1 protein-coding gene and 1 pseudogene are annotated in these 1517 nt (G+C 49.3%); both read left to right on the top strand.

The window, feature by feature from the left end; all coding sequences use genetic code 11:
• Positions 1-43: 43 nt before the first annotated feature.
• Positions 44-232: pseudogene (locus AC1DWB_RS34985) on the top strand (hypothetical protein); the annotation flags it as partial.
• On the top strand, positions 233-1517 hold a 1285-nt coding region (locus AC1DWB_RS34980; protein ID WP_477545672.1), incomplete at its 3' end, for a X2-like carbohydrate binding domain-containing protein.

Genomic DNA, 1517 nt, shown 5'->3' with positions numbered 1-1517 from the left:
GAAGTCTGGAGCAGCGACGAACACTGACGTGACGACAACGGTGATGTTGAATGGAAATACGCTAACGAGTATCGCGAGTGACATAACGCCGCCGCCGTCAGGATACTCTGGGAGTGATGATACTTACACTGATGAGACGCCAGCAGAGCCAGAGCTACTAAGGTCTGGAACGGATTATACTGTTGAAGGTAGTACAGTAACAGTCAAGAAGGAGTACCTAGGAAGACACTTAGTGGGCACGATAAACTTGACGTTCACGTTCAGCGGAGGAGCAACGCAGACGCTTGCGATTACGGTAAGTGATACGACACCGGAAAATAGCACGATCAGTCCCCTGATCGCAAGCTTCGATAAGAAGTCTGGAGCAGCGACGAACACTGACGTGACGACAACGGTGACGTTGAATGGAAATACGCTAACGAGTATCACGAGTGACATAACGCCGCCGCCGATAGATGATGTCTACGGAACTGATGAGACGCCAACACCAACACCAACACCAACACCAACACCAACACCAACACCAACACCAACACCAACACCAACACCAACACCAACACCAACACCAACACCAACACCAACACCAACACCAACACCAACACCAACACCAACACCAACGCCACTAAGACCTGAATGGGATTATACTGTTGAAGGTAATACAGTAACAATCAAGAAGGAGTACCTAGCGAAACACTCAGCGGGCACGATAAACTTGACGTTCACGTTCAGCGGAGGAGCAACGCAGACGCTTGCGATTACGGTAAGTGATACGACACCGCCGAATAGCACGATCAGTCCCCTGATCGCAAGCTTCGATAAGAAGTCGGGAGCAGCGACGAACACTGATGTGACGACAACGATGACGTTGAATGGAAATACGCTAACGAGTATCGCGAACGGCATAACGGATTTAACACCTGGAACGGATTACACCATTGAGGGCAACACAGTAACCATCCTGAAAGCGTACTTGGCGGGTCAGTCAGTAGGCAAGATAAACTTGGGGTTCACATTCAGTAACTCAAGAGCAAGATTGAGGTTTGCGATTAGCGTGAGCGACACAACGTCACCGACACTAAGCGCAACGAATGCAAGCTTCGATAAGAAAGTGTCCGCACAAGCAGATGTTACGACGACCATGACGTTGTACAGTAGCACATTGTTGAGCATTACGAATGGTGCAGCTACGCTGACAGAGGGGACGGACTATACGATCACGGATAATATCGTAACGATTAAGAAGGAATACTTATCCGTTCAATCGGTGGGAAGTACGACATTGACGTTCACCTTCGGCGATGCGTCTACGCAGACGCTTGCGATCACGGTAAGTAATACAACACCAACACCAGATCCAGAACCAGAATCAACACCAACACCAACACCAACACCAACACCAACACCAACACCAACACCAACACCAACACCAACACCAACACCAACACCAACACCAACACCAACACCAACACCAACACCAACACCAACACCAACACCAACACCAACACCAACACCAACAC

The sequence above is a fragment of the Paenibacillus sp. P4_E11 genome, from assembly GCF_056401635.1.
The sequence above is the reverse complement of the archived record's forward strand: the minus strand, read 5'-3'. Positions and strand labels throughout refer to the sequence as shown.